The organism is Microbacterium sp. NPDC080005 (assembly GCF_040702445.1).
Classification (GTDB): Bacteria; Actinomycetota; Actinomycetes; order Actinomycetales; family Microbacteriaceae; genus Microbacterium; species Microbacterium oleivorans_D.
This window is the reverse complement of record NZ_JBFBLD010000001.1, coordinates 1,249,527-1,275,245: the sequence shown is the minus strand read 5'-3', so window position 1 is coordinate 1,275,245 and position 25,719 is coordinate 1,249,527. Positions and strand designations below refer to the sequence as shown.

Here is a 25,719-nt window from a genome sequence, read left to right as displayed (position 1 = left end):
CCGGTCCGGATCAGTCGGAGACCTTGGCGGCGGCCTCGCCGATGAGGTCGACGTAGTCGGCCGTCAGCGAGGCCGGGATCGACAGCGGGCTCGGGTTCGCGGCGGCGGAGAGCGGCGCGTTGGCGAGCGGGAGGACGACGACGGAACCGTCGGCTACCGCGGGGATCCGCGACAGCAGCGGGTCGGCCTGCATCGTGGCGAGGGTGGTGTCGTCGCCGTAGGTCACCAGCACGTCGAGGTCGCTGAAGCGCTCGATCTCCTCGGTGCTGTTGGTGATCCAGAACTGGTCGGTGTCCTCGGACTGCTCGACGACCGTCGACGCGGGCTCCATGCCGAGGTCCTGCAGGAACAGCTGGCGCGGGTCCTCGAGGGAGTAGAAGCCGATCTCGGCGAGGTTGGTCGCGTCGAACGAGCTGAACATCACGCTCTTGCCCGCGATGTCGGGCTGTGCGGCGGTGAGCTCGCCCAGCTGGGTGGTGAGGTCGTCGACGAGGGTCTCGGCCTCATCCTTCATTCCGAGAGCCGTTCCGTTGATCTCGGTGAGCTCCTGCCAGGTGGTGCCCCACGCGACGTCGGGGTAGGCGACGACAGGCGCGATCTTGCTCAGCGTGTCGTACTCCTCCTGGTTCATCCCCGAGTAGGCGGCGAGGATGACATCAGGCGCCGTGTCGGCGATCGCCTCGTAGTCGAAGCCGTCCGCCTCGTCGAAGAGCACGGGGGTGTCGGCCCCCATCTCCTCGAGCTTGTCCTCGACCCAGGGGAGGATGCCGTCGCCGTCGTCGTCGCCCCACGTGACGGCCGGCATGCCGACGGGGACGACGCCCAGGGCGAGCGCGGCCTCCTGGTTGGCCCAGGACACCGTCGCGACCCGCTCCGGCTTGCCCTCGATCGTGGTCTCACCGAACGCGTGGGTGATCGTCACGGGGAAGGCGTCGTCTGCCGCAGCGGCACCGCCGGAAGACGTGGTGCCGGCGGGGGTGGCAGCCGTGGTGGCGCAGCCGGTGAGGAGGAGGGCGGATGCTGCGGCGAGGACGAGCGCAGTGCGGATGCGAGGCACAGAGGTCTCCTGGGAGAGGTGATTAGGGTCGCCTAACCTTACAACGATTCGCCGGGCGAGTGGAAACCGGGAACCGCTCCCGGGGCGGGGCCGGTGGTCGTTGCTCCGCGCCGTATACTGGGGGTTTGGCCACTCGGCCGCCTCCCCAGGAAGAACGGACGTCTGCTGTGCTCGCCGTGCACGATCTCGAGATCCGCGTCGGTGCGCGCACCCTCATGTCCGACGTCGCCTTCCGCGTCTCACCGGGCGACAAGATCGGTCTCGTCGGCCGCAACGGCGCCGGGAAGACGACCCTGACGAAGGTCCTCGCCGGCGACCTGCTCCCCGCCGAGGGCAAGGTCGACCGCAGCGGCGAGCTCGGCTACCTCCCGCAGGATCCCCGCTCCGGTGATCCCGAGATGCTCGCTCGGACCCGCATCCTCGACGCCCGCGGTCTCGGTTCGCTCGTCATCGGCATGCGGGAGACCGCCGAGCAGATGGCGTCGACGGATGCCGCGACCGCCGACCGGGCGATGCGCAAGTACGCCTCGCTGACCGAGCGCTTCGAAGCCCTCGGCGGGTACGCGGCCGAGGCGGAGGCGGCGTCCATCGCCCACAACCTCTCGCTGCCCGACCGCATTCTCGACCAGCCGTTGAAGACGCTCTCGGGTGGCCAGCGACGCCGAATCGAACTCGCCCGCATCCTCTTCTCCGACGCGCAGACGATGATCCTCGACGAGCCGACCAACCACCTCGACGCCGACAGCGTCGTGTGGCTGCGCGAGTTCCTGAAGGGGTACAAGGGCGGACTGATCGTCATCAGCCACGACATCGACCTCGTGGGCGAGACCGTAAACCGCGTGTTCTACCTCGACGCGATGCGACAGGTCATCGACGTCTACAACATGAACTGGAAGAACTATCTGCGTCAGCGCGCCGCAGACGAGGAGCGCCGTCGCAAGGAGCGCGCCAACGCCGAGAAGAAGGCGACGGCCCTCCAGCAGCAGGCGGCGCGCTTCGGTGCGAAGGCGAGCAAGGCCGCCGCGGCGCACCAGATGGTGGCTCGCGCCGAGAAGCTGCTCGCCGGTCTCGACGACGTCCGGCAGGAGGACCGCGTCGCGAAGCTGCGCTTCCCCAAGCCCGCGCCCTGCGGCAAGACGCCGCTCATGGCCAAGAATCTCTCGAAGTCCTACGGTTCGCTGGAGATCTTCGCGGGTGTCGACCTCGCGATCGACCGAGGATCCCGCGTCGTGGTACTGGGGCTCAACGGCGCCGGCAAGACGACCCTCCTGCGCATCCTCGCCGGCGTCGACAAGGCGGACACCGGGATCATCGAGCCCGGCCACGGGCTCAAGATCGGCTACTACGCGCAGGAGCACGAGAACCTCGACGTCAGCCGTTCCGTCCTGGACAACATGATGTCGGCGGCGCCGGACATCACCGCCACCGAGGCGCGCAAGGTCCTGGGGTCGTTCCTGTTCACGGGCGACGACGTGCTCAAGCCGGCCGGCGTCCTCTCGGGCGGCGAGAAGACGCGACTGTCGTTGGCGACGCTCGTCGTGTCGTCGGCAAACATGCTGCTGCTCGACGAGCCGACCAACAACCTGGACCCCGCATCCCGTGAAGAGATCCTCGGGGCGCTGGCGCACTACGAGGGCGCGGTCGTCCTCGTCTCGCACGACGAGGGCGCTGTCGAGGCCTTGAACCCGGAGCGTGTGCTGATCCTCCCCGACGGTGTCGAGGACATCTGGGGACGCGACTACATCGACCTCATCACGCTGGCCTGACGGCCCTCCGGTCCTCGCGGATCAGCGCGCGTCGAGGAGCTCGTCCTCGGCCTCCATGTCGCGGTCGCGGCGGCGCGGCGGTCTCCGCGATGTCGCGCGCCCGCCGTCCCGATCATCCTCGCGACGATGCCGGATCTCGGTGCGGATCATGTACCAGATGAAGGCGAACCCCATGACCGCGAAGAGGATCCACTGGATCGCGTAGGAGAGGTAGGGGCCGGGATCCGCCGACGGATCCTCGAGTGCCTGCGGACGTTCGGCCGGTGCCGGCGTCTCCTGCGCCATGAGGACGTAGGCGGAGTCGAGCATCTCACCCGTCTGCCCGGTCATCTGCGCGATCAGGGCGAGATCGATCGTGGCGACCTGGCCCTCGGGCGCGGAGCGTCCTTCGCGCACCGGCCGCTCGCCCGCTTGCAGGCGACCGGTCACAGTGACCTCACCCGCCGGGGGCGCGGGGACGGCGTCCGGTTCGGGACGGTCGTCGCCGGGCGGCACCCAGCCGCGGTTGACGAGGACGACGCGGCCGTCGTCCGCCCGGAACGGCACCAGCACCTCGAAGGCGCTCGTGCCGCCGTGCGGACGGTTGCGCACCAACAGGGTCTGGTCCGTCAGGTACTGCCCGCGGATCTCGACGGGTCGCCACTCATCGGCGGGGACGAAGCCCTGCCCGAGCGGGATGAGGTCCGCCAGGGCGACCGGCTGGCGTGCGTAGTTGTCCGCGACGAGCGTGAGCTCGGCATCCCGTTCCGCGTTCCGCGAGAACTGCCAGTTCGACAGGAACGCGCAGGCGATGGCGAAGACGACGGCCATCGCGACGTAGCCGCTCCAACGCAGCGCGGTCTCGCGGTTCACGACGCGTCGGCGGTGTCGAGCGCGAAGACCTCGACGGGGAAGCTGCGCGAGGCGAGGTAGTCGCGCAGGAATCCGACGTGGTCGGCGCAGGCCGTCCACACCTTGCGACGGTCCGCGGAATGGATGCGGGGGTTCCGCCAGACGACCTGCCACTGCGCGTCGGCACGGCATCCCGCGCGCGAGCACTGCGGGCTGTTCATCGCTCCTCCCGGGGCGGGCTCTCCTGGATCCTGATCACCTTGTCGTCGGGCTCCGTCGGAGTCGTGGCTGCCGTCGGCCCCGCATCGATCTCGCGCGAGGGTCGCTCGGCCACGACGACCTCGTCGCCGTTGCCCACGTTCGCCACCACCACCGCGAGGTAGGGCAGCACGGCAGCGCCGGCGGCGAAGATCCAGGTCTGCCAGCCGTACGGGGTGACCGTCACCATGAGGATGAAGCAGGCGACACGCACCGTCATCATGATGACGTAGCGGCGGGTGCGCGAGCGGGCGTCGACTTCCGGCGCCGTGGCGAGGGAAGTCGCCGACTGCGCGGCGTCGTGCTTGGTGCGGCGGGACGTGGGGGGCTCCTAGGAGTACTGGACCATCGATGGGACGGCGGCGGCGAAGGCGATCGCGGCGATCACCCAGATCAGGATGAGGAGCAGCCAGAATCCCGATCCGATCCATCCGATGATCGTGCCGGCAAGGGCCATGCCGCGGCCGTTCTCGCCGGAGGTCTTGAGCTGCTTGAGAGACATGTGTCCGGTGATGACACCTGCGATCGAGCCGATGAAGGGGACGAGCGTCAGGCCTGCGATCGAGGCGACGAGCGAGATGATCGCAAGGACGTTGTTGGGCCGCGCCGGCGCGTAGCCGTAGGCCGCCTGACCGTAGGGCTGCTGTCCATAGGCGGGCTGACCGTACTGCTGGCCGTACGACGGCTGTGCGTAGGGCTGGGGGTAGCCCGGCTGCTGCTCGCCGAAGGCGGGCTGGGCCTGAGCTGACGGCGGCGAGTAGGGCGGTGCGGGCGGGTAGGCATCGCTCGGCGCGGGCGGTGCCGGCGGCACGTCGGAGGGCTGCGGCGGGGTGTTCGTGGCGTCGGTCACGTCCGTCTCCTTCAGGCGGGTTGACCCCCAGCCTACCCGCCGTACACGCCGCTAGGCTGGTGCGGTTCACCCGGCTCGGAGCAAGGAGAAGCATGTCCCACGAGCGCGTCGTCCTCGTCACCGGAGGCAACCGCGGCATCGGCCGCGCGATCGCCGAACGATTCGTCTCGGAAGGCTACACAGTGGCCGTCACGGCACGGTCGGGCGAGGGACCCGAGGGGACGCTGACCGTCCGCGCCGACGTCACCGATGCGGCCTCGCTCGACGCGGCGTACACCGAGGTCGAGCAGCAGCTCGGGCCCGTGGGCGTCGTCGTCGCGAACGCGGGCATCACGAAGGACACCCTGCTCCTGCGGATGACCGAGGACGATTTCGACACCGTCGTCTCGACCAACCTCGGCGGTGCCTTCCGGGTCGTCAAGCGCGCCGCGAAAGGGATGCTGCGGGCCAAGTGGGGCCGCGTCATCCTCATCTCCTCGGTGGTCGGCCTCTACGGCTCGGCCGGACAGATCAACTACTCCTCCTCGAAGAGCGCGCTGGTCGGCTTCGCCCGGTCGCTCACGCGCGAGCTGGGATCACGCGGCATCACGGCCAACGTGGTCGCCCCCGGCTTCATCGAGACGGACATGACGGCGGCGCTGCCCGAGGACACCCAGGCCGAGTACAAGAAGAACATCCCCGCCGCACGCTTCGGCGCCGCCGATGAGGTCGCCGCCGCCGTGGTGTGGCTGGCGTCCGAGGACGCCGCCTACATCTCCGGTGCCGTCATCCCCGTCGACGGCGGTCTCGGCATGGGGCACTGACCGGCGTCAGCGCACGGCGTCGATGATCCGTCGCGCCAGTTCCGCCGGGGCCGAGAACTGCGGCCAGTGCCCGGTACCGATCCGGACGACCTCGGCATCCTCGATCGCGGCGAACTCGGCGGCGAACGCGCCCCACTGCGTCACGACCTGGCGGAATGTCGCCTCGTCCATCGATCCCATGAGCATCGTGACCGGTATGCGGTGCCGGTCGGTGCCCTCGAGCGCGAGTGCGTCGGTCGGCACCCTCGCGGGGACGGACGCCGTGAGCGGCGCGGTGCGCCGACGCGTCGCGTCGTCGAGGTCCGCGACGTCCTCCTCGTCGAAGAAGTCCCACCCCGGGAAGGGGATGACGCCGTCCACGAGAGGGAACTCCGAGATGTCCGCTCCGGGCGGGGGAGGCGTCGTGTCGACGAACACGACGCGGCTCACCCGGTCGGCGCGGCGCTCGGCGGCGCCCCACGCGACGTTCCCGCCGCCGCTGTGACCCACGAGCACGACGGGGCCGTCGACGCGGTCGATCTCGTCGACGACCGCGTCGACCCAGTCGGAGAGGCGGGCATCGGAATCAGCGACGCCCACCCCGGGCATCGTGAGCGGATGCGGCAGGTGCCCCGCTTGCCGCAGGGCAGGGACGACGTCGTCCCACGATGACGCGGTCAACCAGAGTCCGGGGATGAGGATGATGTCCATGCCCGCACGCTACTCGCGGTCGCCGACATCCCGTCGGGGCTGTCTCAGGGCAGGAGCGGGATGAGCTCGCCGAGATCGACCGGGTCCACGACGAGGTCGGCACGGCGGCGAACCGCCGGCTTCGCGTTGAAGGCGATCCCCAGACCGGCGGCATCCATCATCAGGAGGTCGTTGGCCCCGTCGCCGACGGCGATGGTCGCCGAGAGGTTGACGCCGGCGGACAGCGCCCACTCCCGCAGGGCTTCCGCTTTGCCCGCCGCGTCCACGATCGGACCGTCGACGACACCGGTCAGGACGCCGTCCGCGGACACCAGCCGGTTGGCCCGCCAGACGTCGACGCCGAGCGAAGGAGCGACGGTATCGAGGATCTCGTGGAATCCTCCCGAGACCACCGCAGCGATGCCCCCGCGCTGGTGGATCGCGGCGATGAGTTCGCGGACGCCGGGAGTCGGCTCGATCCGGGACAGGACGCGCTCGAAGGAGGCGACCGGGACGCCTGCGAGTTCACTGACGCGGGAGCGCAGACTCGACGCGAAGTCCACCTCGCCGCGCATGGCGGCCTCCGTCGCGGCGGCGACCTCCGCGCCGCGGCCCGCCTCGTCCGCGATCAGCTCGATGACCTCGTTGCGGATGATCGTGGAATCGGCGTCGAACACGACGAGGAACCGGGCATCAGGCACCCGACAACGCTATCGGCTCCGTCGCCCGCGGCGCGCTCAGGCGGTGATGCGGATGTTCTTCCCCACGACCGTGAGCCCGCTGTCGGTGACGGTGAACCCGCGCGACAGGTCGAGCTCGCGGTCGACTCCGACGGTGGCGCCCGGCTCGATCACGACGTTCTTGTCGAGGATCGCGCGGTGCACACGCGCCCCGGCGCCGACGCTCACGTGGTCGAACAGGACCGAGTCGGTGATCGTCGCGCCGCCGCCCGAGAGCGTCCAGGGGCCCAGCACGCTGCGCTCGAGGTGGGTGCCCGAGAGCACGCAGCCCAGCGACACGATCGAGTCGATGGCGTTACCGATCCGTCCCATGCCGTCGCGGACGAACTTCGCGGGCGGCGAGTTCACCGACTGCGAGCGGATGGGCCAGTCCATGTTGTACAGGTTGAACACCGGCAGCGCCGAGATGAGGTCCATGTGCGCGTCGAAGAACGAGTCGATCGTGCCCACATCCCGCCAGTAGTCGCGGTCGCGATCGGTGGATCCGGGGACGTCGTTGCGCTGGAAGTCGTAGACCGCCGCCTCGCCGCGGGACACGAAGTAGGGGATGATGTCGCCGCCCATGTCGTGGTTCGAGGTCGGCAGCTCGCCGTCGGCCTCGACGGCCTCGATGAGGGCATCGGTGTCGAAGACGTAGTTGCCCATCGAGGCGAGGACCTCGCCCGGGCTGTCCGGAAGCCCGGTGGGATTCTGCGGCTTCTCGAGGAAGTCGCGGATCGTGACGCCGTCGGTGGGATCCACATCGATCACGCCGAACTGGTTGGCCAGCGAGATGGGCTGACGGATGCCGGCCACCGAGGCGCGGGCACCGGAGGCGATGTGCGCGTCGATCATCTGCTGGAAGTCCATGCGGTAGACGTGGTCGGCACCGATGACGGCGACGATGTCGGGCTTCTCGTCGTGGATGAGGTTGAGGGATTGCAGGATCGCGTCGGCGGACCCCGAGAACCACCGCTTGCCGAGCCGCTGCTGTGCGGGGACGGAGGTCACGTAGGCGCCCAGCAGGGCGGACATCCGCCACGTCTGCGACACGTGACGGTCCAGACTGTGCGACTTGTACTGCGTGAGGACCACGATCTGGCGCAGCTCGGAGTTGATGAGGTTCGAGATCGCGAAGTCGATCAACCGGTACTGCCCGCCGAAAGGAACGGCGGGTTTCGCGCGGTCCTGGGTGAGCGGCATGAGTCGCTTGCCCTCGCCACCGGCGAGGACGATACCGAGGACCTTCGGGGATGCTGCCATGTGCTCACACTATGTGCCTTTCGGAGGGTCCGACCAGGACTGTGACACCGTGTCCCGGTGCCCTAGAGTTCGGTCCATGCGCGTCGACATCGTCACGAAGGAATACCCGCCCGAGATCTACGGCGGAGCCGGTGTCCACGTGACCGAGCTCGTCAAGGCGCTGCGCTCCCGGATGGAGGTCCAGGTGCGCGCGTTCGGCGCGGAGCGTGACGAGGCCGACACGACCTCGTACGCGGCCCCGACGGGTCTGTCGGGCGCCAATCCCGCGCTGCAGACGCTCGGGACGGACCTGGAGATCGTCGGCGACGTCGCGGGAGCGGATGTCGTGCACAGCCACACCTGGTACGCCAACTACGCCGGCTTCCTCGCCTCGATGCTGCACGGGGTGCCGCACGTCGTGACCGCGCACTCGCTCGAACCGCTGCGTCCCTGGAAGGCCGAGCAGCTGGGCGGCGGTTACGCGCTGTCGAGCTACGTCGAGAAGACCGCCTACGAGAACGCCGCCGCCGTCGTCGCCGTGAGCGACGGGATGCGGCGCGACATCCTCCGCAGCTACCCTTCCCTCGACCCCGCCAAGGTGCGCGTCATCTACAACGGCATCGACGTCGACGCCTGGCAGCCGCGAGAGGACCCGGACCTCCTGTCGCGGTGGGGAATCGATCCGGCACGACCGTCCGTCGTGTTCGTGGGGCGCATCACGCGGCAGAAGGGCCTTCCGTACTTCCTGCGCGCGGCGGAGCTCCTGCCGCCCGAGGTGCAGCTGATCCTCTGCGCCGGGGCGCCCGACACGCCTGAGATCATGGCCGAGGTCCAGGGCCTGGTGCAGCAGCTCCAGCGCACCCGCGAGGGTGTCGTCTGGATCGAGGAGTTCCTGCCGCGCCCGGACCTCTGCGCGATCCTCACCTCTGCGACGACCTTCGTGTGCCCGTCGATCTACGAGCCGCTCGGCATCGTCAACCTCGAGGCCATGGCGTGCGGCGCGGCCGTCGTCGGCACCGCCACCGGCGGCATCCCCGAGGTCGTCATCGACGGCGAGACCGGACGCCTCGTCGAGATCGAACAGGCCGAGGACGGGACGGGGACACCGGTCGATCCGGAGAAGTTCGTCGCCGACCTCGCCGCGACGCTCACGGAGGTCGTCTCCGACCCGGAGAGGGCGCGCGCCTACGGCAGAGCCGGTCGCGAGCGGGCGGCATCCGCCTTCAGCTGGGAGGCGATCGCCGACGAGACGGCCGCCCTCTACCGGGAGGTCGTGGCGGCCGCTCGGTAGCGCCTCGACCCTCGATAGGCTGGGGCCATGCCTCAGGTCCTCGAACTCGCCGACGTCGTCGTCCGCCGCAACGCCCGCAACATCGTCGACGGGATCGACTGGACGGTCGAGTCCGACCAGCGCTGGGTCGTCCTCGGCCCCAACGGCGCTGGGAAGACCACGGTGCTGCAGCTCGCCGCGACACTCGTCCACCCGACCTCCGGCGCTGTGACCGTCCTCGACGAGCGCCTCGGGCGCACGGACGTCTTCGACCTCCGCCCCCGGATCGGCTTCGCGTCGTCCGCGATGGCCAAGCGCGTTCCGCAGGACGAATCCGTGCTCGACGTCGTCCTGACCGCCGCGTACTCGGTGCTGGGTCGTTGGCGGGAGGACTACGAGGCGATCGACGAGCGCCGCGCGCGTCGTGTGCTGGGGGAGTGGGGCCTCGCGGACCTCGCGGACCGGACGTTCGGCACGCTGTCGGACGGTGAGCAGAAGCGTGTGCAGATCGCCCGCGCCGTCATGACGGACCCCGAGCTCCTGCTGCTCGACGAGCCCACGGCCAGCCTCGACCTCGGCGCCCGCGAGGAGTTGCTGTCGCTCCTCGGCGGATACGCGCAGGAGGAGTCGACGCCGGCCATGATCATGGTCACCCACCACGTCGAGGAGATCCCCGTCGGCTTCACGCACGTCCTGCTGCTGCGGGACGGGGCAGCGGTCGCACAGGGGCCGATCGCCGAGACCCTGACGGCCGAGAACCTGACCGCGACCTTCGGCATGCCGATCACGCTCACCGCCGAGGATGGCCGGTTCGCCGCCCGCGCGGCATCCTGATAGACTCTCGCGTTGGCGCACTCGCGCCGCAGACTTCCACCCGCACCTGGCAAAATCCAGGGCACTTCGTGAGGAACCCAATGAAGACTGACATCCACCCCGAGTACCGCGCCGTCGTGTTCCGCGACCTCGGCTCCGGCGAGACCTTCCTGACCCGTTCGACGGTCTCCAGCGACAAGACGATCGAGCTGGACGGCGAGACCTACCCCGTCATCGACGTCGAGATCTCGTCGGCCTCGCACCCGTTCTACACGGGCAAGCAGCGCATCATGGACTCGGCCGGTCGCGTCGAGAAGTTCAACCAGCGCTTCAAGAACTTCGGCAGCAAGTAAGCAGCCACCCTCGAAGGCCCCGCTCCGGCGGGGCCTTCGTCGTCTCCGACGCGGGCTCAGCGGATGGGCCAGCTGCCGTCGACGTCCGCATCGATCCGCCCGATGCGGACGAAGTACTCGCTCAGACTCTCGGCCTGCGCGCGCGCCCACGAGATCTGCTGGGTGTGCAGCTCGTCCGCGGAGACCTCGAGATCGAACCGCGTGACGATGGCCTGGGCGACGCGCCCCGCCGCGATCGCATCGGCGGCGGCGTCATGCGCGCCTTCCAGCACGACGGCGTAGTGGGCGGCGACGACCTCCAGCGTCCGCTTGCCGCGCCGGTACCTGTCGTAGGTCTTGTCGACGACGAGCGGGTCGATGACCGGGGACGGTGCCTCGATGGGGGCGACGCCGTGGCGAAGACCCTCGTATTTGAGGAGGGAGAAGTCGAACGGGGCGTTGTAGGCGACCACCGGGATGCCGGCCGCGAACAGGTCGCGCAGCGACGCCGTGACCTCGGCGACGACCTCCGCGGCCGGACGCCCCTCGGCTCGGGCTCGCTCCGTGGTGATCCCATGGACGGCGGTCGCGCCGGCGGGGATCTCCACCCCGGGGTCAGCCAGCCACGTGCGTGAATCGATCACGCTGCCCGATGCGTCAAGGACACCGACGTGCGCCGTCACGATGCGGTCGGAGCGGACGTCCACGCCGGTGGTCTCGAGATCGAACACGCCGAGCGGTCCCGCACACGGCCCCACTGCGATGATCGGCGGGGCGAGCGCATCGTCAGTCGCGGGCTCGAGGACGACGAGTGCGGGCTCAGCGGCGACCGCGGGGGATGCGTCGGCGGAGGGCGCGGGCGCCTCACCCCACGTGTCGTCATCCCACAGCGGAGTGTCGTGCCAGGCGCCCATGCTCCGACGCTACGGTCGGGCGCGGACATCGACCCGGACGACGCGCCGCCGACGCGGAGGCGCGCACGCGCTCGTAGACTCTTCGGGTGACCGCCGCGAGCCCGTACGCCCACCGACTGCGGGCAATCCCCGTCGAGCGTCACGAGGTCGCCGTCGCCGGCGTATCGACGGCCTACTGGGCCTACGGTCCGGATGACGCGGACACGACGATCCTCGCCGTCCACGGCTTCCGGGGGGAGCACCACGGGCTCGAGCCTGTGGTCGCGTTCCTCGACGGTGTGCGGGTCGTCTCACCTGACCTGCCGGGGTTCGGCGAGACGCCTGCCCTGCCGGGTCGGCATGACCTGGACGGCTACGCCGACTGGCTGACGGCATTCGCCGCGGTGGCCGCGCCGGGGGCCGTCGTCCTCGGCCACTCGTTCGGGTCCATCGTCGCGTCGGCCGCCGTCGCACGAGGACTCCCGACACCCCGTCTGATCCTCGTCAACCCGATCGGCGCCCCCGCGCTCGAGGGCCCCCGCGGCATCCTCACGCGACTGGCGATCTTCTACTACTGGGCAGGGGCGCGACTGCCGCGCCGGATCGGAGACGCCCTGCTGCGCAATCCGGTCATCGTCCGCGTGATGAGCATCGCGATGGCCAAGACGCGGGACAAGGCCCTGCGCACGTTCATCCATGATCAGCACGACACGTACTTCTCGCGCTTCGCCGACCGGGACACCCTGCGCGAAGCGTTCGTGACCTCGGTGTCGAACGACGTCCGGGCCGCAGCACCTCGGATCACGGTCCCCACGCTGCTCATCGCGGCCGAGAACGACGACATCACTCCGATGCCCGCGCAGTACGCGCTGCAGAAGCTCTTCCGGGATGCGGAACTCGTGGTGATCCCCGGTGTGGGGCACCTCATCCACTACGAGACGCCGCAGGCCGCGGCATCCGCCGTCACGCGCTTTCTTCGGCCTTCCGCCGGCGATACGCCATGACGTTCATGCGGTTGCCGCAGTTGCCGGTGTCGCAGTAGCGCTTGGACCCGTTCTTCGAGTAGTCGATGTAGACGGCCTCGCAGTCGTCGGCGGAGCAGACCCGGACGCGGTCGAATTCGTCGGAGCGGATGACATCGACGAACGCCATCGCGACCTCGACGGTGATGCGGGTCGCGAGCGGGGCCGCGTCGTCGGTCGCATGGATGTGCCAGTCGTACGCATCGTGGATGACGAGCTGGGGCAGAGCCTTCCCCTCGCGCAGCATGGCGTTGACGATGGGGACCGCCGCCACGCGGTCACCCGTCCAGAGCATCCGCAGTCGCGTGCGTGCACCCCGCAGCTCCGAGAGCTCGACATCGTCGCGGCGGATCACGCCGCTGTAGGGGAACTCCCTCAGGAAGGCCCCCATGTCCTCGAGGGTCGCGAGTCGATCGACGCCGTCACCGTCGATCTCGGGGAGGGAGTTCACGAGCGCGGTCGCGGCGCGCAGCGAGAGCTCGGTGTCACGAATGAACATGGTGTTGACTCCTGACGCGGGGGATCGCTACTGTCACCAGTGTAGTGACGCTTAGGTCATGACGAACCGGACTCATCCTCGAGGGACACCGATGACGCACACGGCACCTGCCCGACTTGCCACCGACCGGCACACCTCGGCGCGGCGGGTGCCGTCGACGGGTCTGATCCTCGCCGTGACGAGTGCCCTGACGTTCTCGATCAGCGGGCCCATCGCCAAGCCGCTGCTCGAGGGCGGCTGGTCGCTCGCGGCGGTGCTCGCGATCCGGATGGGTGTCGCGGGACTCGTGCTCTCGCCGGCGCTCGTCCACACGCTCCGTCGGCGACCCGACTTCCTCCGTCGGCACGGGGTCTCGCTCGTCGCCTTCGGGCTGATCCCCGTCGTTGGCTGCCAGATCTTCTACTTCTCGGCCCTGCAGCGGATGCCGGTGGGCGTCGCCCTGCTCATCCAGTACCTCGCTCCCGTCATGCTGGTGCTCTTCGTCTGGGCGCGGACGCGTCGTGCGCCGTCCCGCACCGTTCTCATCGGCTCGGTCGTGGCGATGGCGGGTCTGGTGCTCGTCGTGGACATCGCCGGGGCCCGCTTCGACCTGCTGGGAACGGTCTTCGCCCTCCTGGCAGCGGTCTGTGCGTGCGTCTACTTCGTGATGAGCGAACGGACCGGCGACGACCTGCCGCCGCTCGCCCTCGCCGCCGGCGGCCTGCTCATCGGGACGGTGACGATCCTGGTCCTGGCGGGCGTCGGCATCCTGCCCCTGGCCGTGTCGGCGGAGCCGGTCGATCTGCTCGGGGTGCGCGTGGCGCCGCTGATCCCGCTGCTCCTCGTCGGGGTCTGCACGGCGACCGGCTACGCCCTCGGCGTCATGGCGGTGCCGAAGATCGGGTCGCGGCTCGCGTCGTTCGTCGGGCTCTCCGAGGTCCTGTTCGCGCTGAGCTTCGCGTGGCTGCTGATCGGCGAGGCGCCGGCTGCGGTCCAGTTCGTCGGCGGCGCGCTCATCCTGGCGGGCGTGGTCCTCGTCCGTCTGGAGGAGCGCGCGCCCGCCGATGTCAGTTCCCCCGCCGAGCCGCTGCCAGGAGAGGTCGGACCCGGTATCCGATGACCTCGCCCATGGCGAGGGAGGTCTCGGTGCGTTCGACGCCGTCGATGGCGAGGATGCGGGCGTCGATGTCGAACAGGTGCTGGGTATCGCGGGCGGCGACACGCACCAGGAGGTCCACCGGGCCGCTGAGTCCATGACACTGCACGACCTCGGGGATCTCCTGGAGCTCTTCGGTGATCCGCGGCAGGTCCGCCTGACGCACCTGGACGTGCAGGATCGCCTCGATCGTGTAGCCGAGCGCGGCGGGCGACATCGCTCGCTCGAAGGAGAGGAACACCCCCGAACGCTCGAGTTTGGCCATGCGGGCCTGCACGGTGTTGCGGGAGAGCCCGAGGCGCTCCGCGAGGGCGACCACGGTGGCACGGTGGTCCTCGGCGAGGGCGTTCAGCAGCTCGAGATCCACGTGGTCGAGGGCGCTCATAGTGCCACACCATAGCAGGGAGCAGTCACACCCTTTACGCATCCTGCTCAATGTTGCACGCGATGCTTGAGCGAGGTGCGACGTCGACGTACTCTCGCAGCATCCGGCGACGAGGCCGGTGTTCTGCGCCGGTCATCCGTCCACAAGACGTGCGACCGCAATCAGAGAGGGACGACGATGACCGACACTCTGACCCCCGCCGCGGCCGTGGCGAGCGACACCGAAGACGTGGCTCGTCTTCTCGATCACGAGGGCCGCCGCGTGCGCGACGAGCGGCTGGACCGGTGGGCCGCGGACGTCGACGCCGCGATGCTGCGCCAGGTCTATCGCGACATGTTCCTGGCGCGCCGACTCGACGCCGAGGGTGTCGCGCTGCAGCGTCAGGGACACCTGGGGCTGTGGGCGCCGGCGCAGGGCCAGGAAGCCGTGCAGGTCGGCACCGCCTGGGCCTGTCACGACGACGACTTCCTCTTCCCGAGCTACCGGGAGATCGGCATCGAGGTCGTGCGCGGTGTGCAGCCGCGCGGCTTCGTCATGGTCTGGCACGGCGCCGAGCACGCGAGCTGGGACCCGTTCAACGTCCACGTCGCGAATCCGCAGATCATCATCGGCGCCCAGAGCCTCCACGCCGTCGGCTATGCGATGGGCGTGCAGCGCGACGGCGGCGATCAGGTCGCGGTCGCCTACTTCGGCGACGGCGCGACCAGCCAGGGCGATGTGAACGAGGCGATGGTCTTCGGCGCCGCCTTCGGCGTGCCCGTCGTCTTCGTCTGCTCCAACAACCAGTGGGCGATCTCCGAACCGGTCGGGCTGCAGTCGCGGACACCGATCGCCGGCCGCGCGCCGGGCTTCGGCATCCCGAGCCTCAGGGTGGACGGCAACGACGTCCTCGCGTGCATCGCGGCCATGCGCTGGGCCGCCGACCATGCTCGCAGCGGACGCGGACCCGCCTATCTCGAGGCCGTCACATACCGCGTCGGACCGCACACGACGTCCGACGACCCCACCCGGTACCGGGACGCGGACGAGGTCGCGTACTGGCGCGCACGGGATCCGCTCACCCGGGTCGAGTCCTACCTGCGCTCGCTGGGCGCGTTCGACGACGCTTTCGCCGAGCAGCTGACGGCGGATGCCGATCGCTTCACGGCGGCCATGCGGAGCGCCGTCGTGGGGGCCGCCGCGCCCGAGCCTTTGCGGGTGTTCGACCACGTGTACGCCGAACCGCACCGCGGGATCGAGGAACAGCGCACCGGGTTCGCCGCCTACCTCGACGGCTTCGCCGGGGGCGGCGCACGATGACCGAGCTGACGATGGGCAAGGCCCTGAACGCGGCGATGCGTCGCGCCATGACCGACGACGACCGCGTGCTGGTCATGGGCGAGGACATCGGCCGGCTCGGTGGCGTCTTCCGCATCACGGACGGGCTGCAGTCGGAGTTCGGACCGCGGCGTGTCGTCGACACCCCGCTGGCGGAGTCGGGGATCGTCGGGACGGCCGTCGGTCTCGCCTTCCGCGGGTTCCGGCCGATCGTCGAGATCCAGTTCGACGGCTTCGTCTACCCGGCCTTCGACCAGATCGTGAGCCAGGTCGCCAAGCTGCACTACCGCACGCAGGGACGCGTCAAGATGCCGCTCACGATCCGCATCCCGTGGGCGGGCGGCGTCGGTGCCGCCGAGCATCACTCCGAGTCGCCAGAGGCGTACTTCGTCCACACAGCAGGTCTCCGCGTCGTGGCGGTGTCGAATCCGCAGGACGCCTACACGATGCTGCGGCAGGCGATCGCGAGCGACGATCCGGTCGTCTTCTTCGAGCCCAAGCGGCTGTACCACACGAAGGGCGAGGTCGACCTGGACGGCGACATCGCCGACGCGCCGCCGCTCGGACTCGCGCGCGTCGTCCGCGAAGGGAGCGATGTCACCGTCGTCACCTACGGCGCACAGGTCATGACGGCGATGGATGCCGCGCTCGCCGCCGAGGACGAGGGTGTGTCGCTCGAGGTGATCGATCTGCGCTCGCTGTCGCCTGTCGACTACGGGACGGTCGCCGCGTCGGTGCGCCGCACCGGTCGCGTCGTCGTCACCCACGAGGCGTCCCGTGAGGCGGGCGTCGCGGCGGAGGTCATCGCGAGCATCACGGAGAAGTGCTTCCACTACCTCGAAGCACCTCCGCTGCGGGTGACCGGGCACGATGTGCCCTACCCGCCGGCGAAACTCGAGCAGCATCACCTGCCGGACCTCGACCGCATCCTCGATGCCGTCGATCGCGTCATGGGCCGAGCCGGGATGCCGGAGGTGACCGCGTGATCACCGACTTCCGCCTTCCTGATCTCGGCGAGGGCCTCGTCGAGGCCGAGATCGTCCAGTGGCACGTCGCCGCCGGGGACGAGGTCACCCTGAATCAGACGATCGCCGAGGTCGAGACGGCCAAGGCCGTCGTCGAGCTCCCGTCGCCGTTCGTCGGGACCGTCGCCTCCCTGCGCCACGCGGAGGGAGATGTCGTCCCCGTGGGGGAGGTGCTCATCTCCTTCGAGGTCGCAGGGACGGATGCCGATGGCGACGCGCCCGAGCCGGAGCAGAAGCGCGAGCCCAACCTCGTCGGGTACGGCGCGGCACCCCGCAGCAGCGCCCGGCCGCGGCGGCGCGCCCGCGTCGGGTCGGGCGGGGATGCCGTGGACCTGGCCGTCCGCGAAGCGGCGCCGCACGACGCCATCGACCCCAGCATCCCCGAGCGCGAGCCTCGCGAGCGACCGAGGTCCACGCCGCCCGTGCGCAAGCTCGCGCGCGACCTCGGTGTCGACCTCGATCTGCTGGCGGCGAGCGGCGTGGACGGGATCATCACCCGGGACGACGTCGAGGCGTACGCCGCCCGCACGGCTGCGGCACCCGCTCCGGCCCTCGCGTCGACGCCGGCCGCCGGCGCGCAGGTCGACGCGACCGACCTGCGCATCCCGATCCGCGGGGTGCGCAAGCACACGGCCGACGCGATGGTGCGCTCCGCCTTCACCGCCCCGCACGCGGCGACGTTCCTCACCGTCGACGTCACGGCATCCGTCGCCTTCGTCGCGCGCCTGCGCGCCGACGCCCGCTTTGCCGACCACCGCGTCGGCATCATGGCGGTCGCGGCGAAGGCGGTCTGCCTCGCGCTGCGACGCACGCCGGAACTGAACGCGACATGGGACGACGACGCGGGGGAGATCGTCCGCTTCGGGAAGGTGAACCTCGGGATCGCCGCAGCGACCGACCGCGGGCTCGTCGTCCCCTCCGTCAAGGACGCGGGCGGGATGTCGCTCCTCGACCTGTCGGACGCGATCCGCGCCCTGGCCGACACGGCGCGCGCCGGGAAGGCGACACCGTCCGATCTCGCGGGCGGCACGTTCTCGATCACCAACTACGGCGTGTTCGGCGTCGACGCGGGGACGCCGATCCTGGTTCCCGGCGAGGCAGGGATCCTCGGTCTCGGCGCGGTGCAGCGGCGGCCGTGGGAGCACGAGGGCGGCGTCGCGCTGCGCGAGGTGATGACGCTGAGCCTGTCGTTCGACCACCGGCTCGTGGACGGCGCCGAGGCGGCACGGTTCCTCACCGACGTGGGCGACGTCCTGCGCGACCCGGCTCGGGCGATGGTGTTCGCATGAGTCTGCCGCTGTCGGGATACGGGCTCAGCGAGGAGCAGGTCGAGCTTGCGGGGCTCGTCCGCTCCTTCGCCGACGAGGTCGTCGCACCGGCGTCGTACGAGGCCGACCGCACGAAGACACTGCCGATGGACGTGGTGGCCCAGATGGGGGACATGGGACTGTTCGGCCTGCCGTTCCCCGAAGAGGTGGGCGGACAGGGCGGCGACTACGTCACGCTCGGTCTCGCCATCGAGGCCCTCGCGCGCGTCGACCAGTCGATCGCGATCACCCTCGAGGCGGGCGTCAGTCTCGGTGCCATGCCGGTCTTCCGGTTCGGCACGGACGCGCAGCGGGACGAGCATCTGCCCGACCTGCTCGCGGGGCGTGCGCTCGCGGGATTCGGTCTGACCGAGCCGGAGGCGGGGTCGGATGCCGGGGCCACCCGCACGACGGCGCGCCTGGAGAACGGCGAGTGGGTGATCGACGGCGCGAAGCAGTTCATCACGAACTCCGGAACGTCGATCACGCGATTCGTCACGGTGACAGCGGTCACGAGCGAGCCCGGCGCCGCGGCGCGGGAGATCTCGACGATCATCGTGCCGTCGGGTACCCCCGGGTTCACCGTCGGCCCCGCGTACGACAAGGTCGGCTGGCATGCCAGCGACACGCATCCGCTCTCGTTCGTGGGTGCGCGCGTGCCGGAGGCGAACCTCCTGGGTCAGCGCGGCCGCGGATTCGCGAACTTCCTGCACATCCTCGACGAGGGCCGCATCGCGATCGCCGCCCTCGCGACGGGTGCCGCGGAGGGATGCCTCGAGGCGGCGGTCGACTACGCGAAGAGCCGGGTCGTGTTCGGGGAGTCTCTGGGCAGCAGGCAGAGCATCCAGTTCATGCTCGCGCGCATGCAGCAGCGCGTGCACGTCTCACGGCTGGCCTGGCTGCATGCGGCACGCCTGCGCGACGCGGGGCTGCCGTTCAAGACCGAGGCGGCCATCGCCAAGCTCACCTCGAGCGACGCGGCGATGGACACCGCGCGCGAGGCGACCCAGATCTTCGGCGGCAACGGCTTCATCAACGAGTACCCCGTCGCCCGCCACTTCCGCGACTCGAAGATCCTCGAGGTGGGGGAGGGGACGACCGAGGTGCAGCTGCTCCTGATCGCCCGATCACTCGGGCTCGCCTGACCCTCAGACGGGGACGGCGGAGGTCTCGAGCAGGGTGAGACCCTCGGGCTCGACGCGGAAGCTGTGCGCCGAGCCGTTGAGGATCTTGCGGCCCCGGCCGGGGTGAACGCCGTCCGTCACGTGTTCCATGACGGCACGGATGAGCGCGCCGTGGGCGACGACGATGAGGTCGGGGGTGTGCGGGTCGCTCGCCCGCTGGGCATCCTCGACGACCTCGTGCAGCGCGGCGAGCGCCCGGGTCGCGAGGGCGTCGCGAGATTCGGCGCCCGGCACGACGGCGGTGTCCCACGGGCCCCAGCGTTCGGCGAACTCCGTGTCGGTCACTCCCTCGGCCTCGCCGTACGAGCGCTCGCGCAGCCCGATGTGGGTGGTCGGCTCCGCCAGACCCAGCTCCGCGGCGATGATCCGGGCGGTCTCGTGCGCGCGGGACAGGTCGCTCGAGACCACGACGGTCGTGTTCGCGCGCGTCACGCGCTCGGCGAGATCATGGGCGGCGGCGCGCGCCTGGATCCGACCGGTGTCGTTGAGGGGGATGTCCGTCGAGCCCTGGATGCGACGGGCGCGGTTCCAGTCGGTCTCGCCGTGGCGCACGAGGGTGAGATTGGTCACCCGTCGAGCCTACGTGCGACGCGGTGTCAGGGTGCTGTGAGCGACCGGGCGAGGGCCGTGAGCACCTCGGAGGTGCCGGCGTCGATCTTGACCGTCGCGCGCGCGTCGCCGCGGGTCTGTCCGCGGTTGACGATGACGACGGGGAGCTTTCGACGCCGGGCGCGGTCGAGGAGGCGGATGCCGGAGTTCACCACCAGCGACGATCCGGCGATCAGCAGGGCGCTGCTCGCCCGCACCAGCTGCTCGGCCTCGCGGAACTTCTCGAGCGGGATGTACTCGCCGAAGAAGACGACCTCGGGCTTCAGCATCCCACCGCACACCGAGCAGTCGGGCACCACGAACCCGTCGCTGCGCCCCGGCAGGACGTCGCCGTCGGGCCCCAGCTCGACGCTGTCGGGAACAGTGATCCACGGGTTGTCCCGGTCGATGCGTTCGGCGAGGTCGCGGCGGTCGAAGACCTGGCCGCAGTGCAGACAGCTCACCCGCCGCATCGTGCCGTGCAGTTCGACCACCCGTCGGTTGCCGGCACGCAGGTGCAGGCCGTCGACGTTCTGGGTGATGACGCCCGTCGCGACGCCGGACCGCTCCAGCTCGGCGAGAGCACGGTGGCCGTCGTTCGGCGACGCCGCGGCGAACGTCCGCCAGCCGAGGTGACTGCCCACCCAGTACCGTCGCCGGGAGGCGTCGTCGGCCAGGAACTCCTGGGCGGTCATCGGCGTGCGCACGGGAGCGCCCTTGCCGCGGTAGTCCGGGATGCCGGAATCGGTGGACACTCCCGCACCGGTGAGGACCGCGACGCGCCGGCCGGCGAGCGCGTCGACTGCACGTTCCACGGCGTCGCTCGTCGCGGCATCCAGGTCCAGCACGCTCATGACCCTCCTCCCTCACCGAGCCTACGCCGTCGCGGTTTCACGAGGATCACGTGGGGGACGAGCGTGACAGCATGGCACTATGACGACGATCCGGATCGACGATCCCGCCGATCCGCGCCTGTCGGACTATCGCGATCTGACCGACACGGCGCTGCGGCGCGTCACCGAGCCCGCCGACGGTCTGTACATCGCGGAGTCGGCGAAGGTGATCGGGCGGGCCGTCGCGGCCGGTCACCGGCCTCGGTCCGTGCTGGTGCAGGAGAAGTGGCTGGATGACGCGCGCCCGCTCGCCGGCGACGCCCCGGTCTACGTCGTCCCCGACTCCGTCGCCGAGGCCCTCACGGGATTCGCCGTCCACCGGGGTGCGCTCGCCGCGATGCAGCGCCCCGCGCTCCCGAACCCGGCCGCCCTTCTGGAAGGGGCGCGGACGGTGGTCGTCCTCGAGGACATCGTCGACCACACGAACGTCGGTGCCGCATTTCGCGCCGCCGCCGCGCTCGGTGCAGACGCCGTCCTCGTCACTCCGCGCTGCGGCGACCCCCTGTATCGCCGGAGCGTCCGGGTGAGCATGGGGACCGTCTTCCAGGTGCCGTGGGCGCGCCTGCCTGAGTGGGATGCTGCGGCGGCGCTGTTCTCGGCTTCCGGCATCCACGTCGCGGCGCTCGCGCTGTCGGAGGACGCCGTCGCTCTCGACGCGTTCGCCACGGCGCGCCCGGAGCGACTCGCCGTCCTGATGGGGTCGGAGGGTGACGGCCTGTCGGCCGCCGCGCTCGCCGCAGCGGACACCGTGGTGACGATCCCGATGTCCGGCGGCGTCGATTCGCTCAACGTCGCCTCGGCGGCCGCCGTCGCGCTCTGGGCGTTGCGCTGAGGATCCGCGCGCTGGGACGGGTCAGTCCGTCGGCGCCCCCGGCGAGAAGGGCAGCGCATCTGGCCGCTTGGCCGTGATGTTGTCGCCGGACGATTGGTGTCGCAGTCGCCGCAGCACCCACGGCACGAGGTACTCGCGTGCCCACACCAGATCGTTCGCGCGTGCGGCTCGCCATGTCGTAGGGGGAACCGCCTGCGGCGCCATCGGCTGCAGGTCGTTCGGGACGTTCAGGACGCGCAGCACCATGCGGGCGACCTCGTGATGGCCGAGTGTGTTGTAGTGCAGCCGGTCGTCGTCGAAGAACCGCATGTCCTGCACTTCTTTGAGCGCCCACTGGTCGGCCACGATGCAGTCGTAACGGTCCGCGATCGCGCGGATGTTCTCGTTGTAGATCGCCACCCGCCCGCGGATGCCGCGGAAGACCGGCGTGAACTCGGTGTCGATCGCCGTGAAGACGAGGAGCGTCGCGCCCTGCGAGGACAGGCGGGCGACGGCATCCTCGAACAGCTCCGCGACGGCGTCGGGGTCGCCCTGCGGCCGGATGACGTCGTTGCCACCCGCGGACAGCGTGATGAGGTCCGGCTTGAGGGCCAGCGCCGGTTCGATCTGATCGTCGACGATCTGGCGGATCAGCCTGCCCCGGATGGCGAGGTTCGCGTAGGCGAAGTCGTCGACCTGCGACGCCAGGACCGCTGCGACCCGATCCGCCCAGCCCCGGTGCTCGCCGGGACGATCGGGGTAGGGGTCGCCGATCCCCTCGGTGAACGAGTCACCGATGGACACCATCCGTCGCCAGGGATGGGTGCTCGGGTTGGGGACGTAGGGCGAACGGTTCGCGTCGGGCCCCGAGTCGATGTCGCGCATGGCACCTCCGCTTCGAGGCTACCCGTCCGACCTCCGCGGCCAGGAGCGCCGTCGTCCGGGAGAGGACCCGATGTCCGCCGGAGGATTAGGGTGGATCGACGTGACGAGCGAGACGACGAACGAAGAGGGGGCGGCTTCGCAGGAGCCCCACTTCGGGAGTTTCGCCGCCGAGCACCTCTCGCCCGCCTTCCCGCAGCGCGCGCCGTGGGGAACGGCACAGAACCTGCGCGCCTGGCAGGCCGAGGCCCTCGAGCAGTACTTCGAGGCGGACGGCCCCGACGGCGTGGGCCGCGGACCACGGGACTTCCTCGCCGCCGCGACACCGGGCGCCGGCAAGACCACGTTCGCCCTCCGACTGGCGAGCGAGCTGCTGCGGCGGCAGGTGATCGACCGCATCATCGTGGTCGCGCCGACCGAGCACCTGAAGACGCAGTGGGCGGATGCCGCGGCCCGCGTCTCCATCCGCCTCGACCCTCGTTTCAGCAACAGGCACTACTCGCCGGCGCGGCACTACCACGGTGTCGCCGTGACCTACGCCCAGGTCGCCGTCAAGGCGTCGGTGCACGAGCGTCTCGTGCTCGACTCGCGGTCCCTCGTCATCCTCGACGAGGTGCATCACGGCGGTGACGCGCTGAGCTGGGGCGACGCCCTCCGCGAGGCCTACGGCCGCGCGACCCGACGTCTGCTGCTGTCGGGCACTCCGTTCCGCAGCGACACGGCACCCATCCCGTTCGTCGAGTACCACCCGAACGACAAGGGGATCCGCATCTCGCGGACCGACTACAACTACGGCTACGGTCGCGCGCTCGCCGATGGCGTCGTCCGTCCCGTGCTGTTCCACGTCTACGCCGGTCAGATGAAGTGGCGGACCAAGGCGGGAGACGAGTACGAGGCGCACCTTGGCCAGGACAACACGAAGGACATCAACGCGCAGGCGTGGCGGACCGCCCTGAATCCCGAGGGGGAGTGGATCTCCGCCGTCCTGCGCTCCGCCGACCGGCGGCTGAGCGAGGTCCGACAGGACGTTCCGGATGCCGGGGGCCTCGTCATCGCCACCGACCAGACGGCGGCGAGGGCATACGCCGCGATCCTGCGCGACATCACGGGGGAGCCCACCACCGTGGTGCTCTCCGACGACAAGGCCGCATCGGGCCGCATCGAGACCTTCTCGCAGTCGACGACGCGGTGGATGGTCGCGGTGCGGATGGTGTCCGAGGGTGTCGACGTGCCGCGTCTGGCCGTCGGCGTGTACGCGACGAGCGCCTCGACGCCGCTCTTCTTCGCCCAGGCCATCGGTCGCTTCGTGCGCGCTCGCCGCCGGGGTGAAGCGGCATCCGTCTTCCTCCCGAACGTCCCGCAGCTGCTGGCCCTCGCGAACGAGATGGAGCGTGAGCGCGACCACGCGCTCGACCGTGAGGAGTCCGAGGACGACGGTCTCGAGGACTCGCTGCTGGAGGAGGCCGAGCGCGACGACAAGGCCTCGGACGCACTCCTCGAGGAGGGCAGCTACCAGGCACTGGGGTCCACGGCCCACTTCGACCGTGTGCTGTACGACGGCAAGGAGTTCGGGCAGCTCGCCGTCCCCGGCACGCTCGAGGAGGAGGAGTTCCTCGGGATCCCCGGGCTTCTCGAACCCGAGCACGTGCACGAGCTCCTCATGCAGCGGCAGTCGCGACAGACGCGCCACCGTCATGCCCGTGAGGCCCAGGAGAAGGTGAGGGGCGAGGCGACCGGCGAGGCCGAGAACACGCTGCCGCCGGCCCTGCACCGCACGCTCCGCGAACAACGGCAGCTGCTGAACAGCCTCGTGGGGCTGTATGCCCGACAGAGCGGCGAACCCCACGGCGCCGTCCACGCCGAGCTGCGTCGCGTGTGCGGCGGGCCCGAGGTGGCGCGGGCGACCGTCGCCCAACTGCAGGCGCGCATCGACGTCCTGCGGCGACGCGTGCACTCCTGACCCCCCTTCGGATCCCCGAAATGCTGGCAGTTCCGGCCTTCCGGCGTTGGACGACGCGTGTGCTGGCTACCGTAAAAGGGACATGAGCACGACGAACGCGACGCCCCTGCCCGACGCCACTCCTCGCGATCGTCGGCGGTGGGCCTCCTACCTCGCCGATGAACGCGCCGAGGCGCGCGTGTACCGCGAGCTCGCCGCGCGGAGGTCAGGGGAGGAGCGCGAGATCCTCACGGCGCTGGCCGACGCCGAAGGGCGTCATGAGGCGCACTGGCTGGAGCTGCTGGGGGGCGAGCCGTCACGGCTGCCGCGGGCGTCGCTCCGCACGCGGATGCTCGCCGGCATGGCCCGCAGGTTCGGCTCGATCTTCGTCCTGGCGCTCGCCCAGAACGCGGAGAACCGGTCGCCCTATGACGATGACCCGCACGCCACCCCCGCGATGCGCGCCGATGAGAAGATTCACGGCGAGGTCGTCCGTGGTCTCGCCGCCCGCGGCCGGATGCGCCTGTCGGGCACCTTCCGGGCCGCGGTGTTCGGCGCGAACGACGGCCTGGTGTCCAACCTCGCCCTCGTCATGGGCATCGGGGCGACCGGCGTCGCACCGCAGTTCGTCCTCTTCAGCGGCATCGCGGGTCTGCTCGCCGGCGCTCTGTCGATGGCGGCCGGCGAGTTCGTCTCGGTGCGCTCTCAGCGCGAGCTGATCGAGGCGACACATCCGAACAACGACACCGACCACGTCCTGCCCGACCTCGACCTCGATGCGAACGAACTCGCACTCGTGTACCGGACGCGCGGACTCGACGAGGACGACGCCCTGGCGCGCGCCCGCAAGGTGATCGCGACCGCCCAGGCCAGCGATCGCGCCGTGCCGTACCGACGTGCGGCCGAGCCGCCCGCCGACCTCGAGTCCGTCGGCTCGGCACTCGGCGCCGCGGCATCCAGTTTCGCGTTCTTCGCCTCCGGCGCCGTCATCCCGGTGCTGCCCTGGATCTTCGGTCTCTCCGGACTCTCCGCTGTCGTCCTCGCGCTCGCGCTCGTCGGGCTCGCTCTCCTGCTCACCGGTGCCACCGTCGGCCTGCTGTCGGGTGCGCCGCCGCTGCGTCGCGGCCTGCGGCAGCTCGCCATCGGCTTCGGGGCGGCGGCGATCACCTACCTGCTGGGACTGCTGTTCGGCGTCTCCGCGGTGTAGCCGCGCCGATTATCGACAGCGG

The 25,719-nt window shown here is 70.4% G+C and carries 27 protein-coding genes and 1 pseudogene; 14 read left to right on the top strand and 14 right to left on the bottom strand.

The window, feature by feature from the left end; genetic code table 11:
- Positions 1-10: 10 nt before the first annotated feature.
- Entirely contained in the window at positions 11-1,057 is a 1,047-nt protein-coding gene (locus AB0259_RS06225; protein ID WP_366220028.1) for an iron-siderophore ABC transporter substrate-binding protein, read from the bottom strand.
- 167 nt (positions 1,058-1,224) lie between these two features.
- Between AB0259_RS06225 and abc-f the strand changes: the two genes are divergently transcribed.
- Positions 1,225-2,823 carry a ribosomal protection-like ABC-F family protein gene (gene abc-f / locus AB0259_RS06220; protein ID WP_308222251.1) on the top strand — a complete coding sequence of 533 codons (1,599 nt, stop codon included), beginning with the start codon at positions 1,225-1,227 and terminating at the stop codon, positions 2,821-2,823.
- Positions 2,824-2,844: 21 nt separating this feature from the next.
- Here the strand turns inward: abc-f and AB0259_RS06215 are convergent, their stop codons facing one another.
- The 4 genes and pseudogenes from AB0259_RS06215 to AB0259_RS06200 all read right to left on the bottom strand — a co-directional run bounded on the left by AB0259_RS06215 (position 2,845) and on the right by AB0259_RS06200 (position 4,762).
- Positions 2,845-3,675: an SURF1 family protein gene (locus AB0259_RS06215; RefSeq protein ID WP_366220029.1), complete on the bottom strand. Its 831-nt coding sequence runs from the start codon at positions 3,673-3,675 to the stop codon at positions 2,845-2,847.
- Positions 3,672-3,875: a hypothetical protein gene (locus tag AB0259_RS06210; protein ID WP_251580553.1), complete on the bottom strand. Its 204-nt coding sequence runs from the start codon at positions 3,873-3,875 to the stop codon at positions 3,672-3,674. The genes AB0259_RS06215 and AB0259_RS06210 overlap by 4 nt, the downstream gene beginning before the upstream one ends.
- Positions 3,872-4,183, bottom strand: a pseudogene (locus tag AB0259_RS06205) (DUF3099 domain-containing protein); the annotation flags it as partial. The pseudogene AB0259_RS06205 and the gene AB0259_RS06210, both read right to left, overlap by 4 nt.
- Positions 4,184-4,243: 60 nt before the next feature.
- Positions 4,244-4,762, bottom strand: a complete 519-nt coding sequence (locus AB0259_RS06200) for a DUF4190 domain-containing protein (protein ID WP_366220034.1) — start codon at positions 4,760-4,762, stop codon at positions 4,244-4,246.
- 92 nt (positions 4,763-4,854) lie between these two features.
- Here AB0259_RS06200 and fabG point away from each other — a divergent pair, with 92 nt between their 5' ends.
- Positions 4,855-5,565 carry a 3-oxoacyl-ACP reductase FabG gene (gene fabG / locus AB0259_RS06195; protein WP_251580556.1) on the top strand — a complete coding sequence of 237 codons (711 nt, stop codon included), beginning with the start codon at positions 4,855-4,857 and terminating at the stop codon, positions 5,563-5,565.
- Between the two features lie 6 nt (positions 5,566-5,571).
- Here the strand turns inward: fabG and AB0259_RS06190 are convergent, their stop codons facing one another.
- From AB0259_RS06190 to glgC, 3 genes are read right to left on the bottom strand one after another with little or no spacing between them, the layout of a single operon-like run.
- On the bottom strand, positions 5,572-6,255 hold the full coding sequence (locus AB0259_RS06190) for an alpha/beta hydrolase (protein ID WP_251580557.1): 684 nt from the start codon (positions 6,253-6,255) through the stop codon (positions 5,572-5,574).
- 44 nt (positions 6,256-6,299) lie between these two features.
- Entirely contained in the window at positions 6,300-6,935 is a 636-nt protein-coding gene (gene serB, locus AB0259_RS06185; protein WP_251580558.1) for a phosphoserine phosphatase SerB, read from the bottom strand.
- A gap of 36 nt (positions 6,936-6,971) precedes the next feature.
- A complete protein-coding gene (glgC, locus tag AB0259_RS06180; RefSeq protein ID WP_251580559.1) occupies positions 6,972-8,216 on the bottom strand; it encodes a glucose-1-phosphate adenylyltransferase in 1,245 nt (414 codons plus the stop codon).
- Positions 8,217-8,292: 76 nt separating this feature from the next.
- Here glgC and glgA point away from each other — a divergent pair, with 76 nt between their 5' ends.
- From glgA to AB0259_RS06165, 3 genes are all read left to right on the top strand, one after another.
- Positions 8,293-9,486, top strand: a complete 1,194-nt coding sequence (gene glgA / locus AB0259_RS06175) for a glycogen synthase (protein WP_366220037.1) — start codon at positions 8,293-8,295, stop codon at positions 9,484-9,486.
- Positions 9,487-9,513: 27 nt separating this feature from the next.
- Positions 9,514-10,299, top strand: coding sequence for an ABC transporter ATP-binding protein (locus tag AB0259_RS06170; protein WP_366220039.1), 786 nt, complete (start codon positions 9,514-9,516; stop codon positions 10,297-10,299).
- Between the two features lie 80 nt (positions 10,300-10,379).
- Positions 10,380-10,631 carry a type B 50S ribosomal protein L31 gene (locus AB0259_RS06165; RefSeq protein WP_018186539.1) on the top strand — a complete coding sequence of 84 codons (252 nt, stop codon included), beginning with the start codon at positions 10,380-10,382 and terminating at the stop codon, positions 10,629-10,631.
- A gap of 56 nt (positions 10,632-10,687) precedes the next feature.
- Here AB0259_RS06165 and AB0259_RS06160 read toward each other — a convergent pair whose 3' ends face one another.
- Positions 10,688-11,524 carry an exonuclease domain-containing protein gene (locus tag AB0259_RS06160; RefSeq protein ID WP_366220042.1) on the bottom strand — a complete coding sequence of 279 codons (837 nt, stop codon included), beginning with the start codon at positions 11,522-11,524 and terminating at the stop codon, positions 10,688-10,690.
- Between the two features lie 86 nt (positions 11,525-11,610).
- Here AB0259_RS06160 and AB0259_RS06155 point away from each other — a divergent pair, with 86 nt between their 5' ends.
- Positions 11,611-12,507: an alpha/beta hydrolase gene (locus AB0259_RS06155; RefSeq protein WP_251580563.1), complete on the top strand. Its 897-nt coding sequence runs from the start codon at positions 11,611-11,613 to the stop codon at positions 12,505-12,507.
- On the opposite strand, the gene AB0259_RS06150 is transcribed toward AB0259_RS06155, so the two are convergent.
- Positions 12,467-13,024 (bottom strand): CGNR zinc finger domain-containing protein, encoded by a 558-nt coding sequence (locus AB0259_RS06150; protein WP_366220045.1) that lies wholly within the window; start codon positions 13,022-13,024, stop codon positions 12,467-12,469. The two genes, AB0259_RS06155 and AB0259_RS06150, sit on opposite strands and share 41 nt — an antisense overlap.
- 91 nt (positions 13,025-13,115) lie before the next feature.
- Between AB0259_RS06150 and AB0259_RS06145 the strand changes: the two genes are divergently transcribed.
- A complete protein-coding gene (locus AB0259_RS06145) occupies positions 13,116-14,123 on the top strand; it encodes a DMT family transporter (protein WP_366220047.1) in 1,008 nt (335 codons plus the stop codon).
- Here the strand turns inward: AB0259_RS06145 and AB0259_RS06140 are convergent.
- Positions 14,071-14,544: an Lrp/AsnC family transcriptional regulator gene (locus tag AB0259_RS06140; protein ID WP_251580566.1), complete on the bottom strand. Its 474-nt coding sequence runs from the start codon at positions 14,542-14,544 to the stop codon at positions 14,071-14,073. The genes AB0259_RS06145 and AB0259_RS06140 overlap by 53 nt on opposite strands.
- 177 nt (positions 14,545-14,721) lie before the next feature.
- Here AB0259_RS06140 and pdhA point away from each other — a divergent pair, with 177 nt between their 5' ends.
- Genes pdhA through AB0259_RS06120 form a run of 4 tightly spaced genes read left to right on the top strand, consistent with a single transcriptional unit; the run spans position 14,722 to position 19,338 of the window.
- Positions 14,722-15,843 (top strand): pyruvate dehydrogenase (acetyl-transferring) E1 component subunit alpha, encoded by a 1,122-nt coding sequence (gene pdhA, locus AB0259_RS06135; RefSeq protein ID WP_366220048.1) that lies wholly within the window; start codon positions 14,722-14,724, stop codon positions 15,841-15,843.
- Positions 15,840-16,847 (top strand): alpha-ketoacid dehydrogenase subunit beta, encoded by a 1,008-nt coding sequence (locus AB0259_RS06130; protein WP_366220049.1) that lies wholly within the window; start codon positions 15,840-15,842, stop codon positions 16,845-16,847. The genes pdhA and AB0259_RS06130 overlap by 4 nt, the downstream gene beginning before the upstream one ends.
- Entirely contained in the window at positions 16,844-18,175 is a 1,332-nt protein-coding gene (locus AB0259_RS06125; protein WP_366220051.1) for a dihydrolipoamide acetyltransferase family protein, read from the top strand. Before AB0259_RS06130 ends, AB0259_RS06125 begins: the two co-directional genes overlap by 4 nt.
- Positions 18,172-19,338: an acyl-CoA dehydrogenase family protein gene (locus tag AB0259_RS06120; protein WP_366220052.1), complete on the top strand. Its 1,167-nt coding sequence runs from the start codon at positions 18,172-18,174 to the stop codon at positions 19,336-19,338. The genes AB0259_RS06125 and AB0259_RS06120 overlap by 4 nt, the downstream gene beginning before the upstream one ends.
- A gap of 3 nt (positions 19,339-19,341) precedes the next feature.
- Here AB0259_RS06120 and AB0259_RS06115 read toward each other — a convergent pair whose 3' ends face one another.
- The gene (locus AB0259_RS06115) at positions 19,342-19,947 is read right to left on the bottom strand and encodes a histidine phosphatase family protein (RefSeq protein WP_366220054.1); all 606 of its coding nucleotides are present in this window, start codon (positions 19,945-19,947) and stop codon (positions 19,342-19,344) included.
- A gap of 26 nt (positions 19,948-19,973) precedes the next feature.
- On the bottom strand, positions 19,974-20,819 hold the full coding sequence (locus AB0259_RS06110) for a Sir2 family NAD-dependent protein deacetylase (RefSeq protein WP_251580572.1): 846 nt from the start codon (positions 20,817-20,819) through the stop codon (positions 19,974-19,976).
- 79 nt (positions 20,820-20,898) lie between these two features.
- On the opposite strand from AB0259_RS06110, the gene AB0259_RS06105 reads away from it, so the two are divergent.
- Positions 20,899-21,690, top strand: a complete 792-nt coding sequence (locus AB0259_RS06105; RefSeq protein WP_251580573.1) for an RNA methyltransferase — start codon at positions 20,899-20,901, stop codon at positions 21,688-21,690.
- A gap of 21 nt (positions 21,691-21,711) precedes the next feature.
- Here AB0259_RS06105 and AB0259_RS06100 read toward each other — a convergent pair whose 3' ends face one another.
- Positions 21,712-22,554: an SGNH/GDSL hydrolase family protein gene (locus AB0259_RS06100; protein WP_366220057.1), complete on the bottom strand. Its 843-nt coding sequence runs from the start codon at positions 22,552-22,554 to the stop codon at positions 21,712-21,714.
- Positions 22,555-22,654: 100 nt separating this feature from the next.
- On the opposite strand from AB0259_RS06100, the gene AB0259_RS06095 reads away from it, so the two are divergent.
- Both AB0259_RS06095 and AB0259_RS06090 read left to right on the top strand, forming a co-directional pair.
- Positions 22,655-24,511 (top strand): DEAD/DEAH box helicase, encoded by a 1,857-nt coding sequence (locus AB0259_RS06095; protein WP_366220059.1) that lies wholly within the window; start codon positions 22,655-22,657, stop codon positions 24,509-24,511.
- A gap of 82 nt (positions 24,512-24,593) precedes the next feature.
- On the top strand, positions 24,594-25,697 hold the full coding sequence (locus AB0259_RS06090) for a VIT1/CCC1 family protein (protein ID WP_366220060.1): 1,104 nt from the start codon (positions 24,594-24,596) through the stop codon (positions 25,695-25,697).
- The last annotated feature ends 22 nt before the right edge of the window (positions 25,698-25,719 follow it).